Source organism: Salinisphaera sp. RV14, from assembly GCF_052044135.1.
GTDB lineage: Bacteria > Pseudomonadota > Gammaproteobacteria > Nevskiales > Salinisphaeraceae > Salinisphaera.
The window spans coordinates 1-16,741 of record NZ_JBQDYF010000034.1 but is presented as its reverse complement, the minus strand read 5'-3'; the positions used below and the strand labels follow the sequence as shown (position 1 = coordinate 16,741).

At 60.2% G+C, this 16,741-nt stretch carries 13 protein-coding genes and 4 pseudogenes; 9 read left to right on the top strand and 8 right to left on the bottom strand.

The window, feature by feature from the left end; all coding sequences use genetic code 11:
• Positions 1-219: 219 nt before the first annotated feature.
• Complete coding sequence (locus ACS8Y6_RS18100; protein ID WP_440851588.1) at positions 220-492, bottom strand: metal/formaldehyde-sensitive transcriptional repressor; 273 nt, start codon at positions 490-492, stop codon at positions 220-222.
• A 66-nt stretch (positions 493-558) separates the two neighbouring features.
• Here ACS8Y6_RS18100 and ACS8Y6_RS18095 point away from each other — a divergent pair, with 66 nt between their 5' ends.
• Complete coding sequence (locus ACS8Y6_RS18095) at positions 559-1,758, top strand: MFS transporter (RefSeq protein ID WP_440851589.1); 1,200 nt, start codon at positions 559-561, stop codon at positions 1,756-1,758.
• Positions 1,759-1,769: 11 nt separating this feature from the next.
• On the opposite strand, the pseudogene ACS8Y6_RS18090 reads toward ACS8Y6_RS18095, so the two are convergent.
• Positions 1,770-2,322: pseudogene (locus ACS8Y6_RS18090) on the bottom strand (cation transporter).
• A 1,241-nt stretch (positions 2,323-3,563) separates the two neighbouring features.
• Here ACS8Y6_RS18090 and ACS8Y6_RS18085 point away from each other — a divergent pair.
• The 5 genes from ACS8Y6_RS18085 (at position 3,564) to ACS8Y6_RS18065 (ending at position 9,194) form a co-directional block, all read left to right on the top strand.
• Positions 3,564-5,447, top strand: a complete 1,884-nt coding sequence (locus tag ACS8Y6_RS18085; protein ID WP_440856213.1) for a copper resistance system multicopper oxidase — start codon at positions 3,564-3,566, stop codon at positions 5,445-5,447.
• 40 nt (positions 5,448-5,487) lie between these two features.
• Positions 5,488-6,252 (top strand): copper resistance protein B, encoded by a 765-nt coding sequence (locus ACS8Y6_RS18080; RefSeq protein WP_440856212.1) that lies wholly within the window; start codon positions 5,488-5,490, stop codon positions 6,250-6,252.
• 167 nt (positions 6,253-6,419) lie between these two features.
• Entirely contained in the window at positions 6,420-7,373 is a 954-nt protein-coding gene (locus ACS8Y6_RS18075; protein WP_051883522.1) for a hypothetical protein, read from the top strand.
• 59 nt (positions 7,374-7,432) lie between these two features.
• Positions 7,433-8,539 carry a permease gene (locus tag ACS8Y6_RS18070; RefSeq protein WP_440856211.1) on the top strand — a complete coding sequence of 369 codons (1,107 nt, stop codon included), beginning with the start codon at positions 7,433-7,435 and terminating at the stop codon, positions 8,537-8,539.
• A 67-nt stretch (positions 8,540-8,606) separates the two neighbouring features.
• Positions 8,607-9,194, top strand: coding sequence for a cytochrome b (locus tag ACS8Y6_RS18065; RefSeq protein WP_440856210.1), 588 nt, complete (start codon positions 8,607-8,609; stop codon positions 9,192-9,194).
• Positions 9,195-9,307: 113 nt separating this feature from the next.
• On the opposite strand, the gene ACS8Y6_RS18060 is transcribed toward ACS8Y6_RS18065, so the two are convergent.
• Genes ACS8Y6_RS18060 through ACS8Y6_RS18050 form a run of 3 tightly spaced genes read right to left on the bottom strand, consistent with a single transcriptional unit; the run spans position 9,308 to position 12,355 of the window.
• Positions 9,308-11,839 carry a heavy metal translocating P-type ATPase gene (locus ACS8Y6_RS18060; RefSeq protein ID WP_440856209.1) on the bottom strand — a complete coding sequence of 844 codons (2,532 nt, stop codon included), beginning with the start codon at positions 11,837-11,839 and terminating at the stop codon, positions 9,308-9,310.
• 16 nt (positions 11,840-11,855) lie between these two features.
• Positions 11,856-12,155: a metal-sensitive transcriptional regulator gene (locus tag ACS8Y6_RS18055; protein WP_440851718.1), complete on the bottom strand. Its 300-nt coding sequence runs from the start codon at positions 12,153-12,155 to the stop codon at positions 11,856-11,858.
• Positions 12,152-12,355, bottom strand: a complete 204-nt coding sequence (locus tag ACS8Y6_RS18050) for a CopZ family metallochaperone (protein ID WP_440851717.1) — start codon at positions 12,353-12,355, stop codon at positions 12,152-12,154. The genes ACS8Y6_RS18055 and ACS8Y6_RS18050 overlap by 4 nt, the downstream gene beginning before the upstream one ends.
• Positions 12,356-12,484: 129 nt before the next feature.
• Between ACS8Y6_RS18050 and ACS8Y6_RS18045 the strand changes: the two genes are divergently transcribed.
• The gene (locus tag ACS8Y6_RS18045) at positions 12,485-13,141 is read left to right on the top strand and encodes a DUF4396 domain-containing protein (protein WP_440851716.1); all 657 of its coding nucleotides are present in this window, start codon (positions 12,485-12,487) and stop codon (positions 13,139-13,141) included.
• A gap of 167 nt (positions 13,142-13,308) precedes the next feature.
• A pseudogene (locus ACS8Y6_RS18040) lies at positions 13,309-13,905 on the top strand (IS481 family transposase); the annotation flags it as partial.
• Between the two features lie 218 nt (positions 13,906-14,123).
• Here ACS8Y6_RS18040 and ACS8Y6_RS18035 read toward each other — a convergent pair.
• Positions 14,124-15,389, bottom strand: coding sequence for an IS110 family transposase (locus ACS8Y6_RS18035; RefSeq protein WP_440851715.1), 1,266 nt, complete (start codon positions 15,387-15,389; stop codon positions 14,124-14,126).
• 91 nt (positions 15,390-15,480) lie between these two features.
• Between ACS8Y6_RS18035 and ACS8Y6_RS18030 the strand changes: the two are divergent.
• Positions 15,481-15,714 (top strand): annotated as a pseudogene (locus tag ACS8Y6_RS18030) (integrase core domain-containing protein); the annotation flags it as partial.
• Here the strand turns inward: ACS8Y6_RS18030 and ACS8Y6_RS18025 are convergent.
• Both ACS8Y6_RS18025 and ACS8Y6_RS18020 read right to left on the bottom strand, forming a co-directional pair.
• Positions 15,700-16,380 (bottom strand): HD domain-containing protein, encoded by a 681-nt coding sequence (locus tag ACS8Y6_RS18025; protein ID WP_440851720.1) that lies wholly within the window; start codon positions 16,378-16,380, stop codon positions 15,700-15,702. The pseudogene ACS8Y6_RS18030 and the gene ACS8Y6_RS18025 sit on opposite strands and share 15 nt — an antisense overlap.
• A 224-nt stretch (positions 16,381-16,604) precedes the next feature.
• Positions 16,605-16,741: pseudogene (locus ACS8Y6_RS18020) on the bottom strand (integrase); the annotation flags it as partial.

Here is a 16,741-nt window from a genome sequence, read left to right as displayed (position 1 = left end):
GCCCATGCCCATGCCCATGCCCATGCCCATGCCCATGCCCATGCCCATGCCCATGATCGTGATCGTGATCGTGATCGTGATCGTGATCGCCATGATGATGGTCGTGCGGTTCATGATCGTGATGATGCGAGGCGTCCGGCGCGACCGTTCTCGCCTGGGCGGCATCAGCCAATCGCTGATGCGGGGGTGTTTTCTGGACGGCCATGACGAACTCCGGTGTTACTTCAGATAAGCACGGACGACATCAATGAGTTCGGCCGCGCCTTCGGACCGTTGCTCGGCCGCCAGTGCCTCGGCGGCCACGTGCTCGTGGATATGATCTTCGAGCACTTCGGCCATCAGGCCATTGAGGGCACCGCGCACGCCGGCGATTCGCTGCATGATGTCGCCGCATTCTTTTTCTTCTTCGAGCGCCCGCTCAACCGCTTCCATCTGGCCCCGAATACGCCGCACTCGGTTTAATAGCTTCTGTTTCTCGCGGATCGTATGCACTTTGGTTTCTCGCCGTGGTTCACTCAGATAGTATAGCCCCCTATATTATCACTCGAGCACTGAATCATGACGACGAAGCCCATCGGTGCCCTATGGCGTAACCGCGTCTATCGGCATTTGTTTGCCGCGCAAATCTCGGCGCTGATCGGCACCGGTCTGACCACGATCGCGTTGGCGCTGCTGGCCTACGACCTGGCCGGCGGCAACGCAGGACGCGTATTAGGCATCGCATTTGCGTGCAAGATGGTCGCTTATGTCGGGATCGCCCCGGTGGTTGGCGGCTATGCCCAACGCTTGCCGCGTAAGACGCTGCTGGTGACGCTAGACCTACTGCGGGCCGGGTTTGTCTTGTGTCTGCCCTGGGTGACAGCGGTATGGCAGATCTATCTGCTGATCTTTCTGCTAAACGCCTGCTCGGCGGGCTTTACACCCATCTTCCAGGCCACGATTCCCGAAGTGGTGCCGGATGACGCCCAATACACGCGCGCGTTGTCGCTGTCGCGCCTGGCTTACGAGCTGGAGAATCTGCTCAGTCCGGCGCTGGCCACCGCACTTTTGTTCCTCGTGTCCTATAACCAGTTGTTCATGCTCAACGGACTCGCCTTTCTGGGTTCTGCAGCGCTGGTCGTGACGACCGCCCTACCGGCCGTTGCCGACGAAACGGGATCAATCAATGTCTGGCAGCGGGTATCGGCGGGCGTCCGTCGATACCTGGGCAACCGCAGGCTGCGCGGGGTTTTGGCGCTATATGCCGGGGTGGCAGCCGCCGGGGCCATGATTATCGTCAATACCGTGGTCTATGTGCGCCACACGCTGGGCGGTGGCGATGTGCGGGTCGCGCAGGCCTTCATGGCCTCGGGCGCGGGCTCGATGCTCGCTGCGTTATGGCTACCGCGCTGGCTGGATCGTCATTCCGAACGCTCCGCGATGCTCGCCGGCGGCCTGTTGCTCGGCCTGGCATTGCTGATCGGCGGCCTCTGGTTGCCGGGTTTTGCCGGCTTGCTTGCCGTCTGGTTCGTGCTAGGTATCGGCTTGGGTCTGATCCAGACACCGGTCGGGCGCCTGTTGACTGCGGCCAGCGACAGTACAAACCGTCCGGGCGTGTTTTCGGCCCAATTTGCGTTGTCTCATGCCTGCTGGCTGGTTGGCTATCCGCTGGCTGGCGTGCTGGGTTCGGCGGTTGGACCGCGCCCGACGTTGCTGGTGCTCGGCGTCATTGCGTTGGCGGCCTGGGCCTTAGCTGGTCGTTTATGGCCCTCCGAATGAAGCAGAGGCGATCAAACGTCGACCGACGCACATTCTTTGCGTGCGCCGCCCCAGATGGCCCTGGCGGCATCGGCGTTCATGAAAGCGATACCGAGCCCCGACGATCAAATCGGGCCAGCCGGAGCGCCATACCAGCGTGATGAGGCCCGCGATCATGATCGCAATGTTCGCGAACGCGTCGTTGCGAGCTGATAGAAAAGCGGCGCGGGTAAGACTGCCGCTATGGTGACGAAATCGGACGAGTAAAAGCGCGCAGCCCACGTTTACGGTCAAAGCTCAGAGACCGGTGATGGACAGCAACCACGGTGCAGGTGGTGACGGCGTATTGAATTTCTGCCACGCGGTCCAGAGCAGAGCCATGGTCGGGATCAGTAAAATCGCCGCGAGTGCCATGCCGACGCCGGCCAGATTGCGAACGGACCAGCCAAGCGCGACGACGATCGGGAAGTTCACGATGGTGTCTTCCAGGAAGTCAACGCTGTCGGCGAAAAGCGATACGGAGCCGATGCGCTGGGCCACGACAAATTCCACGCCGAAGTAAGCCAGATTGGCGAGAGCCACGATAGCGACAACGCGGCGGAGGGCGTTGTCCGTTGTTTCGCTCGGAACAAGAAATCATTCGATGAGGGCGTCATCTGTTTCCTTTTGTCAGATAGAAGTACACTCTGACTGGGCGTCAGGCTCATGGCTTCAATTGCGTCAGGATAGAGCCGATTTCGCTAATAATTATTGTGTTTCTCGTTCGGCTCAGATACTTTAAAGAAATGCTGCGCGTTATCGCGATATTCCTGCTTGTAATGCAAGCGCTGGTCGCTCAGGCCGGTGTTCAAGGGATATCGTGTCTGCACAGCCCGGCGGGCAAGTCGCCGCACAGCGCGCTGTCTGCCACTCACGGTCAAGCTTCGCAACCGGATCAGCCGCCTCGGCACGACATGTGTTGTTGCGATGTGATCGGGAGCTGTGCTTCTAGCGCTTTGGCAAGCGATGCGCTCGCCTCCGACATGCCTAGCCCGCATCCCGTCTACCCGCTCGCGAGGATGACGTCGCGTCTGGAGCCTGGCTTTGTACGGCTCCCTTATCGCCCCCCGTCTTTCGCTATTTAACTGACGCTCGGCGACGTCTGTGACGTTGTCATCCGGTTAAATCTAGGCGTCTTGTGATTGTTACCGCAATGAATCGGTCGTAACGACCGGTTCGCGGGATGGTCTGGTCGTAAGGCCGTGGCCAATAGCAACCGCGAGTCGCTACATGAAAGGCGACCCTCATGACCTGTTTCCCTTCCTTGGCCAAGCGGTCCAGCTTGACCGTGCGCGACGTCCTGGCTCCGCTTGGCAACACCCACTCGGATCCAAGTCAGACACGTCGTTGGCCGCGCCGCACATTGAAAACTGGATCACCTATCGAGCCGGGCGCTCCGTGTTCCGAGTGGCATCGGCTGCGATCACGCCGGGGCGGTTCCTCGTCACAGGACCTGGCATATGTCGAAGCATTGCCAGTCGCGTTTCGGCGTCGAATCGGTCACTGCAAGCCTTTTCCAGCAGCTCGTCTTGCGAGCTATAAGCGACTATCAATCGCCCACACCGGCACCGGCTCATCCCGGTAGTGCCCCCTGTTACCGGGGTGTCAGCGGTGACACCGAATCCACGGCGTCATCGCGATTCGGCCCTCGGGTATCGAGCCCTACTCCCCTGACCGATACCCGTGGGTCGTCTTTTACTTCGAATACGGAGAAGATTTTGAAAAAACGTAAGAGCTATGGCGAAGCGCGTCGTAACGGCTCCGAGATCGACGCTGGCCCGCCACGCATGCACGATCAGCAAACGAATACGCAGCGCCGGAGAGTTCTCCAAGCGATGGCCGCCGGCGGCATGTTGGCCGGCCTTGATATGTTTTTGCCCGGCGTCTCGCGGGCGGATGCCATGCGCCGAGCCGGTGAGGCCGCGCGCGTTCAAGGTGGCCCCCCGCGATCCGTGACTCGGGATTTTCATATTCGTTCGGAGTCGATCGCTATCGCCGGAGGGCGAGCAACGGCCAACACCGTCAATCACGGCGTGCCCGGCCCCCTGCTGGAACTCTGGCAGGGGCACAACGCGCGGCTTCGGGTACATAACCATTTAAAGGACGATCTGACATCAATCCATTGGCACGGGCTACTGCTGCCATTCGAATTGGACGGTGTTCCGGGCGTGTCATTTCCGGGCGTTGCCGCCGGCGATACATTCGAGGCTTATTTCCCGGTGCGTCAGCACGGCACTTACTGGTATCACAGTCACGCCGGCTTTCAGGAGCAGGTCGGCCAGCTCGGGCCGATCGTGATTCACCCGGCCGAACCCGAGGCCAATCCAGCCGACCGCGAATACGTGTTGGTACTGACCGACTGGACGTTCGAGGATCCCGCGCGACTGTTCGCCAAGCTCAAGGAATCCAGCGACTACTACAACTTCAACCAGCGCACGCTGGTCGACTTGGTCGACGAAGTCGAACAACAGGGGCTGACCCAAACCATAAAATCGCGCCTGGCCTGGAACAAGATGCGCATGAGCCCGCGCGATATCGCCGATGTCACCGGGCACACTTATACCTATCTGATGAACGGCCAGCATCCAACCGCCAATTGGACCGGGCTGTTCAACGCGGGTGAGCGCATCAAGCTGAGAGTCATCAACGCCTCTTCGATGACCTATTTCAATGTCCGTATCCCCGGCCTGCCGATGACTGTGGTCGCGGCCGACGGCCAGAACATCGAGCCGGTCGACACCGACGAGTTCCAGATCGCGGTGGCCGAAACGTATGACGTGATCGTCCAACCGGCACCCGACAACGCCTATACGATCATGGCCGAATCGATGGACCGCTCAGGCTATACCCGCGGCACGCTGGCGCCACGGCCGGGCATGAGCGCGACCGTGCCGGCGCTGCGCACGCCCCCGACTCGTACGATGGTCGATATGGGCATGCCGATGCAGGGCATGGCGATGAACGACGAGTCGGGTCAGAACATGTCGATGCCGCGACACCACGGCGGGGCGCAGATCACCGCTATGGGCGGCATGGCAGGCATGCAGCACTCTCAAGCGATCAATCGTGCCACAAACCCCGTTGCCGATGATTTGTCGCATATGGGCATGGGCAACTCGGGCCCGGTGATCGCCCGGCATGGCCCTGACAAGCACGGCCCGGGCAATATTACCGTGGCTCAGGCCGAGCGCTATCGGCTGGCCGACCGGCCGACTGGCTTGGCCGACGTCGATCATCGTGTCCTGACTTACAGCCAACTGCGCAATGTCTCGGTACCGCCGGATAAACGCGAGCCCTCGAAAACCATCGAAGTGCATCTCACCGGCAACATGTACCGCTACATGTGGTCGTTCGACGGCCGCGAGTATTCACAGGCCAAGCCGATCGACTTCCCCTACGGTGATCGCATCCGGCTGATACTGGTCAACGACACCATGATGGAGCATCCGATCCATCTCCACGGCATGTTCATGGAGCTGGAAAATCACCAGGGCAATCATCGGCCCTATAAACACACCATCAGTGTCCTGCCCGGCTCGCGGGTATCGTTGCTGGTCACTGCCGATGAACCGGGCCGCTGGGCCTTCCATTGTCATCTGCTCTACCACATGGAGGCCGGCATGTTCCGCGTCGTGCGTGTCGCCCCGGCCTCGGAGATCGATCATGCCTAAGGTGATGCATCAAATCCTGATAGTCGGGTTGGCGTTTGTCATGGCCAGCGCGGCCGCACCGGCGCTGGCCGACGCGCCGCCCGGCAAGGCCAATCCGAACAGCGTTGTGCCCAAGGGCGCCGAAAACGCATCCAGCGGCGCGCCGGCGAACTGGGCGCCCCCCATCCGTGATAATGCCCTCCACAAGTACAGCAGTATCAACCGTCTCGAATACGGCACCGGTAATGCGCCCGACAGCTATCTCTGGGAAGGTCAAGGCTGGATCGGCGGCGATATCAACCGTTTCTGGTGGAAAACCGAAGGCGAAGGCGCAACCACCGGCGGCTCGCCGGATTCGACCTCGTTCGAGGCTGACTACGGACGCGCGATCACTCCGTTCTGGAATGCGCTGATCGGTGCACGCTACGATATCTACCCCGGTAAGGATCGCGCGTTCGGCATGGTCAAACTGCAGGGCCTGTCCCCCCTGTATATCGATACCGAAGCCTCGTTCTACGTCAGCCAGGACGGCGTACCCAGCTTTCGCGGCGAATTTCAGTACGAGCCGTTGATTACCCAGCGCCTTCGCCTAGCGCCGCGAGCTGAAATAAATCTCGGCGCGCGCGATGCCAATTACGGCTTGGGCGGAGGTCTGCAGAGCACCTCGCTCGGCCTTCGGCTCAAGTATCAGATCGTGCGTGAATTCGTACCGTATATCGGTGTGCGCTGGGACAAGAAATACGGCGACACCGCCAAAATGGCTCGGGCGGACGGCGGGACAAGCTCCTCGACAGCCTTTGTGGTGGGCCTGAGTGCTTGGTATTAGCAGGCATCGCGACACCACCGCGTTGCTGATTGATGACGTTGTCCGAACGCGTACCGACGGTGGTCTTGTGCATCACTCGGGTTCGTCGACGTCATTCCACCCGACCCCGAGTTGCCATTTTTCGATATTCGACCCTCAAATCCAATCTCAAAACCCTGGAGTCTGAGATGTCAAAAGTAACCGAGGCAGTCTACCGCTGGCTGGATTTCGATCTTCGAGCGCCGCACGACATTCCAGCGCGAGTCACGGCGTCGCAACAACTGACTTTTTACGGCCTACGGATTGTGTTCGGGCTGATCTGGCTGTTCAACGCGTGGACGGCCTCGGCCAGCGCAAATAAACACGCAATTGCGCAATTCATGGGCCTGTCTTTCGGCTCCTGGCCCGTTCGCGTGATCGGCAACGGTGTTTTTTTGCTGGATCTCATCATGGCGGTTGCACTGCTTTCGGGTCGCGGCATGCGCGCTGCTCTCTGGTTGGGCGTTGTGTATCTGATCGTGATGTGGGTCGGCGTTTCCCATACCGGCGGTTTCAATACCGCCGCCGGCCAGACCGATCCGGGGATCGCGCCGCCTTATCTGATCCTGTTTATCTTGACGTTCGCCTGCTGGCGCCTGAGCCAGGCCGCGCCAGCGAACAACAATGCCGTGGCGCAGGAGCACGCCCGTCTGTGGATCCATGCGATGCGCCTGGCATTCGGTTTTTTGTGGGCCTGGGACGCACTGTTCAAATGGCACCCTTACTATCTAACCCATATGGTCGCCTATCTGACAGCGGCTCAAGATGCCCTACCAGGCTGGGTGGCAACTTACGACCAGATGTGGATCAACGTTATCAGCTTTGTGGGCCCCGTTCTGGTTGGCGTGCTGGCTGCGCTTCTTGAAACGGTGCTCGCCTGGAGTCTCATCACCGGCAAGCTGATGCGATGGCTGCTACCGATCGGCGGCATCTATTCGCTGGTGATATGGTCGACGGCCGAAGGGTTCGGCGCACCATATACAGCCCTTGGCCAAACCGGCATGACCGGCAACATGTTTGGCAACGCCGCGATTTACGCCCTGATCTTTTTCACTTTCATGGCCGTTTACCGTTGGCCCAAGCCCATCACCGCATCCGTCTGATACGTCGTTAACCGAACCACGCAAATTCCGCGGCCTAAAATCATCACCGGATGACAAATATGACTTTCGTTCCGATCCTCGGCGATACGCTCTATACGATCGCCGGCATGTTCTGGAAAATCCTGTGGGCGCTGGTGCTCGGCTTTGCGATCTCGGGCGCCGTCCAAGCGTTCGTTCCCAAACGCCGCATGGTGCAGGTCATGGGGGACGACAGTGCGGCTTCGCTTTTCCGAGCGGGTTTTTTCGGCGCCATCTCATCGTCCTGCTCATACGCTGCGGCCGCCATGAGCCGCAGCGTATTCATGCGCGGCGCTCATATCACGGCCTCGATTGCCTTCATGATCGCGGCGACTAATCTCGTGATCGAGCTGGGCTTCGTATTGTGGTCGTTGATGGGCTGGCAGTTCGTGGTCGCTGAATTTGCGGGCGGCGTGCTGCTAATCATCGTTATGGCGCTTCTCATGAAGCTCGTCGGGCCGGTGAGGGCATTCGATCACGTACGTGAGGCCCAGACTGACGATGATACGGACGAGGATGTCGCTGTCCCGAGCCCGCTCAGCCTTGATGGTTGGCGCCAGGCGGCCGCCAATTTCATGATGGACTGGTCGATGATCTGGAAGGATATCGCCATCGGCGTGATCGTCGCCGGCGCGATGGTGGTCTGGGTACCCGACGCGTTCTGGCAGGCGCTGTTTCTATCCGGGGGCCACGGGGGCGATGTCAGCCTATTGCAGATGATCGAAAACGCACTCGTCGGGCCGCTGGTCGCTGTGGTGAGCTTTGTGTGTTCGGTCGGAAACGTGCCCTTGGCCGCCGCTTTGTTCAACGGCGGTATCTCGTTCGGCGGCGCGCTGGCCTTCATCTACGGCGATTTGATCGTCATCCCGATGTTGCTGGTCTATCGCCAATACTACGGCACCCGACTCGCAGCGATTCTAGGCGCCATTCTGTATATCGCCATGGCGGTGACCGGCTTCGTCGTCGACCTCATTTTCTCCGTCGGCGGTTGGGCGCCCGATTCAAGCGCGGTCGACGTCGGATCGATGGAATTCTTCAGCCTGGATTACACATTCTGGCTGAATCTGATTTTTATCGGTGTCGGGCTCGGGCTCTGGGCTCTGTCCAGGCAAGCCAACGCCCAGTCCCACTGTACCCATCATCACTGATGAAAGCGGCCATGCCGGCGCCAACTATCCGACCGCCATACCTCGATCAAAACCCGAAGGGGGCATCATGAAAGACTCAACAACACATTACGGCCTCGTTAGCCGATTCTTGCACTGGCTGCTGGCGCTTCTGATCATCGCGCAGTTTTCGCTGGTCTTTGTTTTTACATGGATCGCTCCCGAGCACGGGGACGAGCACCATCACCATGAACATCAGGCCGCCAGCCTGCATGAGACGGTGATGATGCTCCATAAATCCGTTGGGGTGCTGATTCTGATGTTCGGCTTGATCCTGATTGCGTGGCGGCTGACGCAGCCCAAGCCCTCGCTACAGTCGGACCCTGCATGGCAACGAATGTTGGCGCGCGTCGTCCATGTCGTGATCTATATGATCGTTATCGCCCAGCCTATTTTCGGAATTTTGATGGTCACGTCACACGGCCAGTCCATACCGTTTTTCGGGCTGTTTTCGATTCCGGCTTTCATCACGCTCGGTGAACAAGTCGGCGCGACGCTCGGGACAGCGCATGCATTTACGGGCTGGTGGCTCGTCTTGATCGCGCTCGGCGTCCACATCGGCGGCTCGCTGTATCATCACTTTGTACGCAAAGATGATGTCCTGAAACGCATGTGGCGCGGCCGGACCGACACATAGTAGGCCGGTCAATCGGAGTGACCAACAACCCGGGGGGAGGGAAACTCCGACATACGTCGATTCGACCCGCCCGATCGCATTAGAACGTCCCCGGGGCAAACCCGGGGACTGATTTAAGCCGCTTCGTTGTAGTGTGTTTCGTCAACAGTTGTTCCGGTCTCGGCATCATCCGGCGACAATTTCCGACTTGGCTCCAATGCCGCCTTGAAACGCTTGAGCCGAAGCGAATTCGTAAGCACGAAGATGCTGGAAATACTCATCGCCCCGGCGGCGATCATGGGGTTGAGCAGCCAGCCCGTGAACGGGAACAGTGCACCGGCCGCCAGCGGGATCAGCAGCACGTTGTAACCATAGGCCCAGCCGAAATTCATGCGGATGGTACGCATGGTACGCCGCGACAAGGCGATCGCGTTGACCACGCCCGACAAGTCCGCCCGCATCAACACGACGTCGCCCGATTCGATGGCGATATCCGTGCCGCTGCCCACGGCGATGCCCACATCGGCCTGGGTCAGCGCTGGGGCATCGTTGATGCCGTCGCCGACGAACGCGACCGACTGGTTCTCGCCCTGGAGCCGCTTGATCTCGTCGGATTTGCCGTCCGGCATGACGCCGGCAACCACGGTGTCGATACCTAGTTCTTCCGCGATGGCATGGGCTGTCGCTTCGTTATCACCGGTCAGCATCGCCACCGACAAATCCATCGCGTGCAGCGCCTTGACCATACGCTTGGCTTCGCCACGCGCCGGATCGGCCACGGCGATCAGGGCCGCCAACTGCCCGTCGATGGCGGCGAATAGCGGTGTCTTGGCCGCCCGCGCCAGCGCGTCGGATCGATCCGCCAGCGACGACGTCTCGATGCCCAGGCTGTCCATGTAGCGCGCGGCCCCGATCCGGACCTGATGTCCGTCGACCGTGGCTTCCACGCCGTAACCCGTGTGGGCCTGGAACTGGCTCGCCTCGGACAATCCGATGTCCTCACTGCGGGCCGCCTTGACGATCGCCGTCGCGACCGGATGTTCGCTGGTGGCTTCCACGGCGGCGACCTTGGCCAATACCTCGGCCCGATCGAAACCGTTCGTGGTTTCCAGATCGGTGAGCGCCGGAGCACCTTCGGTCAGCGTGCCGGTCTTGTCGAGCACCACGGTATCGACAGCCGCCAGTTGCTCCAGCGCGGTACCGCGACGGAACAGCACGCCCATCGACGCGCCCTTGCCGGTGCCGACCATGATGGCGGTCGGCGTGGCCAGACCCATGGCGCAGGGGCAGGCGATCAGCAGCACCGAGACCGCGGCGACAAACGCCAACGCGAGCGCGGGCGACGGGCCGAAGATCAGCCAGCCGGCGAACGTGGCCGCCGACACGGCCATCACGATCGGCACGAACACGCCGGCGATCTTGTCGGCTATCGCCTGGATCGCCGGTTTTTCGGCCTGGGCCTCCTCGACCATGCGGATAATCTGGGACAAGACGGTGTCGCCGCCGACGCTGGTCGCCTCGAGCTCGAGCGTGCCGTTCTGATTCACGGTGCCGCCGACAACCTCGTCGTCTGCCTGTTTCGCGACCGGCACCGGCTCGCCGGAGATCATGGACTCGTCAATATAGCTTTCGCCCGAGCGCACCGTGCCGTCGACCGGCACGCGTTCGCCGGGCCGCACGGACACGATATCGCCCTTGGCGACCTGATCGAGATCAACCTCGGTCCATTCACCGTCGCGTTTCACGCGGGCGGTCTTGGACTGCAGCTTCATCAGACCTTGCACGGCCTGGGAGGTGCGCCCTTTGGCCACCGCTTCGAGATAACGGCCCAGCAGGATGAGCGTGACGATCATGCCGGCGGCATCGAAATAGGTATGCGCCGTGCCGCTGGGAAAGATCTGGGGCACAATCAGGGCGATCAGCGAATAGAAGAACGCTGCATTGGAGCCCAGCATCACCAGGCTGTTCATGCCGGGAGCGAAATGCTTCATTTCGCCCCAGCCAAGCGTATAGAAGCGCCAGCCCGCGTAGAACTGGACCGGGACCGCCAGCACCAACTCCATGATGGTCCAGGCGCGTGCCGGCACCAGCCGGTCCATCGCACTCGCGATGGACGGAACGCTATGCAGCATGGCGATCGCGAACAGCGGAATCGTGAACGCCGCCGCCACGATCAGCGCTTTCTTGAGCCGGTCGGCTTCGCTCTGCGATGCATCGGCGTCGCGATTCTCGTCTTCGAGCGCGACCGCGGTATAGCCGGCTTTCTCGACGCTCTCGAACAGCCGCGTCTGATCCACAAGGCCGGGCACATAGGCCACGCGTGCGCGTTCGGTCGTCAAATTCACGCTGGCCTGGACCACGCCGTCGAGCTTGCCCAGTTTTTTCTCGACGCGTGCCACGCAGGCGCCACAGGTCATGCCGTCGACCTTGAACTCGAGCGTTTCGGTGTGCGCCTCGTAGCCGGCCGAGGCCACCGAATCGAACAGAGCGCAAGCATCGTTGACACTGGTATCGAGCGAGACCTTCGCACGCCCGGTCGCCAGATTGACCGAAGCGTCCTGGACGCCTTCGACCTTGTTGAGTTTCTTCTCCACGCGGGCCACGCAGGCGCCGCACATCATGCCATCGACGCCGAAATCGATCTCCCGGATCGTATCCTGGGCCATATCGGCCTCCTCCGCGTTAGCGGTATTTCAGAATATCCATGAGCTCGGCCACGATCGCTTCATCATCGCCGCGTTCATGGGCCGTGACCACGTGGTGTTTCAAATGGCAGCGCAGAATCATGTCGCCGGTCTTGGCGAGCGCGCCGTTGACGGCCTTGATCTGCTTGAGCGCGTCCACGCAGTAGACGTCGTCGCGTTCGAGCATGCGCAAAAGACCCTCGACATGGCCCCGGATGGACCGGAGCCGGCTGCGCGCGTCGTCACGCACAGCCGGATCCAGAGCCAGACGGTTTTCATCCGGCTCGATATCGCTCATTGCACGACGCGGGCGTCGTAGCCCTCTTCCTCGACGGCCGCGATCAGAGCGTTCGGGTCGGCTGAGCCTTCGACTTCGGCTTCGCCCTCGTCCAGGCGAACAGCAACGACGCGATCCACACCGGGCACTTCCGAAAGTGCCTCGTCGACGCTTTTGACACAGTGCTGGCAGCTCATGCCTTCGATTTTCAGCTTGGTCATCAGGGTCTCCACTGATTGCACCACCCCAGGTGGGGTGGGCTAGGATGTCGCTGAAAATTTACTCTTCGGCTTATGCGCTGTCAACGCCTGAGCAGCAGTACCAGCCGATTTACAACAAAGGAGTGAGCTATGGGAGTACTTGAAATCATTGCTTGGATCTTCGTGCTATTGGGCGTTGCAACCGGGCTGGCGATTCTGCGCGACGTGATACGTCATCCCCAGCCGATGCAGATCATGAACGTGACCTGGCCTGTCAATGGCCTGTTCACACCGGTGTTCGGCTGGTGGATCTACAAGAAACTCGGCCGACCTGACGCAGAAGCCGGCGGTCATACGGATAAGCCATTTCCCCAGAGCGTGCTCGTTGGCGTTACGCACTGTGCTGGGGGTTGCGTGCTTGGCGATTCCATCGCGGCACCGATCGTCTCAATCGTTGGTTTCACCGTGGCTGGCTCGCTGCTACTCGGCCATTTCGCGGGTGAATTTGTCGCCGCTTATCTATTTGGCATCGCCTTTCAGATGCTGCCGATGATGAGCATGGGCGAATCCAACCCCTTCAAAGCGTTCATCAATGCCATTAAAGCCGACACCCTCTCGCTCGTATCGTTCGAGATCGGCATGTTCGGCTTCATCGCGTTGGCGTTTAAGGTGCTGCTGCCAGAAGAACCCCACGTGGCGTCGGCGACGTTCTGGTTCATGATGCAGATCGCCATGATCATCGGCTTTGCAACGGCCTATCCGGCGAACTGGTGGTTGATCAAGCGCGGTATCAAGCACGGCATGTAGTGCCTGCGGCGCATCGAACGGCGCGGGCGAGCCGTACCGAACCCGATCGACTCCCCGCGCCTGCTCGCAGCGGCAGCAATCGCCGTGAGTACGGCTTAGACTCCGTCTAGCTGTTTGGTCCCGCTGTATGATGGTTCAACGTTAACGCCAGAGTTCAAAGCGATCTTATGGGCCAAATACTTCACGGACGCGCCACGACCACGCACGCCACGCGAGCAGCAATACAGCGATCGACAGCTTCGGCCTCGCAGCTTGCACGGCAATACGGGATCAACGTGAAAACCGTGCTGAAATGGCGCCACAGGGCGCAGGTCGAGGATAGCCCGATGGGGCCGAAGCAGCCCCGCTCGACCTCGTTGTCACGCGAGGAAGAAGCCGCCTGTCTGATCTTTCGTCGACACACCCAGCTGCCGCTGGACGATTGTCTGTACGCCCTGCAGGACAGCATCCCGCATCTGAGCCGTTCCAGTCTGCATCGGCTGTTTCAGCGCCATGGCATCTCGCGTCTGCCCGATCCTGGCGCCAGCACCCCGCCCAAAAAGCCGTTCAAAGCCTATCCCATCGGTTATGTGCACATCGACATTGCCGAGGTCCGCACCGAACAGGGCCGACATCATCTGTTTGTGGCCATCGATCGCACGTCGAAGTTCGTCGTCGCGCGCCTTGAGTCCCAGGCCAATCGCCGGACCGCGGCCGCTTTTCTGGATCATGTGATCGATGTATTGCCGTATCGCATCCATACGGTGTTAACGGACAACGGACTACCTGCGCTTGATAACCGACGACAGGCCAAAGAGACCCTTGCCCAAGCAGCATAGCGCTTGGCTCAGGCGAGGGAAATACCTGGCGGCCCGTCGTTAGCCGGATCGTAGGCTAACCATAGTGACAGGGGTCCGAGCGGACTCGGCCCGACGTGGCTTAACAGAGGCTCATGAGATCCTGACGGGCGGGCGCGACCATTATCTACGGGGTCCTTTCGGCCCTACGGCCAGCTGAGAGGCGTCCCGCCGCCAGGAATGGACAACTCATAATACCCTCGATAATCGGCGTCCTGCTTGACGAGCGCATGCGCGACACGCGCCATCTTGACCGCCGTGGCGGTCAATGCCTTGCGCTTGAGATCGCCGCTGGTGGGATCGGCCTGGATATAGCGCTCGTACTTCGCCCGGAAGCTGTTTTCACGCATGCGCACGGCGATGGTGGCGGCCAGCCAATAGGCATATCGCAGTCGCGCGTTGCCGCGCTTGGCCAATCGATACTTGCTGCTGCTGTTACCGCTCTGCGAGGCCGCCAGATTAAAGCCGCAGAACTTCAGGTACTGGCGATGATGCCGAAAGCGTTTGAGATCGCCGCTTTCGGCCAGGATCATCAGGGCAATGATCGGGCCGACGCCCGGCAACGTTTGCAATCGCGCAAAGTCTGCATTGTCTTTGAGGTGTGTCGCAGCAAAGGATTCCAGTTTCTGGCGTTGCTCGGTCAGCGTGAGATAGCGCTGTAGCTGCAGCTTAAACGTATCCAGTGCAGGCGAGTCCTGGGGTATCGGCAAGCCCATGCTGGACTGGGCGGTTTCATATAGACCGTGCAGAAACTGCGCCTTGGCCACCTTGCGACCGACGATATCCCAGGCTGCTGCGATAAACGCATCGCAATCCAGTGAGGTAATGCGGCTCGGCGTTGGAAACGTCAGGAGGAATCGGCAGAACCACACTGCCCGCGAAGTATGGAGATAGCGCTCCATCTCCGGGAAATACAGCGTCAGATAATGGTTCACCAGACTGTGCTGGCAGCGTGACCGGGCCAGCGCAATCTGATGATAGGTGTTCGAGATCTCCTGGATATCGAAGTAGCCTTCGCGCAGCGGATCGTGAAACGGCTGAGTCATGCCATGCGCGAGCATATACAGAAGCACTTTGGCATCCTTGCGATCGTGCTTATCCCACGAGGTATACAGGGCCTCGCGTACACGGGCACACCCCAGTGAAGACGCCAAATGAACCGTGATACCCGCTTCGGCCAAACAATAGGCGATCGGCCGATGGAAATCCGCCGTGGGTTCCAGTGCAGCGATGACTGGCATGCCTTGATCGAGCAGGAACCGGCAAAGCGAATCGTGTTCGACACGCGTGTTCGGCAGCTTGAAGGCCTTTTCACGACCGTCGGGCCACCGAACGAGCACATCGTGGTAGCGCTTGGCGATATCGATCGCGACGAAGATTTGTTCTGAGCTAATCTGAGTTGCGGCAGTCATCGGAGACCTCCTTGCGGTTGTTGGTACACACAAGGATCTCTCTACAGGCGATGGCTGCCGTTTATAAGTTGGCTTCCGCAAGTACTACGGCATTCAATTCACCGACTCGGCGCGTTATCGCGATCCGAACAAGCCGCTGAATCGTCGATCACGCTTCGATCAGCGCTGTGGGGCGCATGGCATCGAGCACCGGCTGACCCGGCCGAATCATCCGTGGACCAACGGCCAGGTCGAGCGCATGAATCGGACGCTCAAGGCCGCCACCATCAAGCGCTATCACTACGCCAGTCTCGACGAACTGCAGGGCCACCTACAAACGTTTTTGGCGGCTTACAACTACGCCAAAAAACTCAAAACCTTGAAAGGGAAAACCCCGGTCGAGTTCATCACCGCCGAGTGGACGCGAGATCCCCAGCCATTCTTTTATCCGCCAAACCAGTTGTTGGCGGGACTGGACACCTAGGATCTCTCGGAGCCCTGCCCCGCCCTCGGGCCATTCGCGATCGAGGCGTTTCAGGAATGGAGCCAGCACCTCAAGGTTCAGTGCTTCCTGGGTCACGCCGTAGATGGCGTGGCGGCCGACCTGGCCGGATTTCATGATCCGGATTTTGGCCAGGTCGTGCAGCAACGCGCCCATCACGGCGAGATCGCGTTCATGGGTTGGCAAGACGTACCGCGACAGCGATTCGGCCATCTCGGCGCATTCGACGCTGTGTATGAGCAATCCCCCGATACCGGCGTGGTGGTGCGAACGGCTCGCGGGAACACACAGAAACGGTTCGGCGATCTCCTGCGATATGAAGAGCCGATGGGCGAGCGCGCGAACATGAGGATCGGTCAAACGATCCAGTAGCGCGGTCAGCCGATCAAATGCCGCTGTACTCTCTGCGGGTACCCATGTACGCGATAGAAGATGCCAGCTCGGGCTATCGGCCAGCGCGACCTTTTCGATACGATGTGTATCGATATGGACGACGTCGCTTGGCGTCATGAGAACGCGACCTTCGACTTGCACGAAGCGTGTTCGGATATCGGTCAGGCTTAGAAAGCCCTCGTCACTGAGCGACACGTCGCAGATCGCGAAACCTGTGGCATCGGCGATGGTGACACGCGCTTGGTCGGCGCGCTGAGTGTTTGGGGAGCGTTTGACGGATATGAGCCGGAAGAGCCCGGACACCACTGCCCCGGACTGGGTGGCAAGACAAGCGATGGAGGTCATGACCGCTCCTCCTTTTCCATCCCGCCATTGATCGCGTTCGTTACGAAACGGTCGAAGGCGCTGCCATCGCGTCGCGTGAGATTGGGGACGTAACGGGAATAGACGCGGAATAGCATCTCGGTGGTGGTGTGGC